The following is a 238-nucleotide window of genomic DNA, read 5'->3' as shown; positions in this document are numbered from 1 at the left end:
CTCTAATGATTCCAATTATTATATAAAAAGAATAATTGGTTTGCCCAATGAAACAGTTAAAATGGTTAACGATTCCCTTTATATAGATGGAGAAAAACAAGAAGAACCTTATATTTACAAAGATTTAATTAATAAAACTGAATTTCCCTCCAACTTTAGTGAGAGGAAAGTACCTTTAGGAAAATTATTTGTAATGGGAGATAATCGTTATAATAGTATGGATAGTCGAAACGGTCTA

Annotated in this window: 1 protein-coding gene; it reads left to right on the top strand. The window is 28.6% G+C overall.

What is annotated here, in order from left to right:
* Positions 1–238, top strand: a 238-nt coding sequence (gene lepB, locus SB822_RS60700) for a signal peptidase I (RefSeq protein ID WP_410859601.1), incomplete at both ends; no start/stop codon positions are given.

The organism is Paraburkholderia sp. SIMBA_054 (genome assembly GCF_046534875.1).
Classification (GTDB): Bacteria; Pseudomonadota; Gammaproteobacteria; order Burkholderiales; family Burkholderiaceae; genus Paraburkholderia; species Paraburkholderia hospita.
Note: the sequence above shows the minus strand (reverse complement) of the source record. Positions and strands in the feature narration are given on the sequence as shown.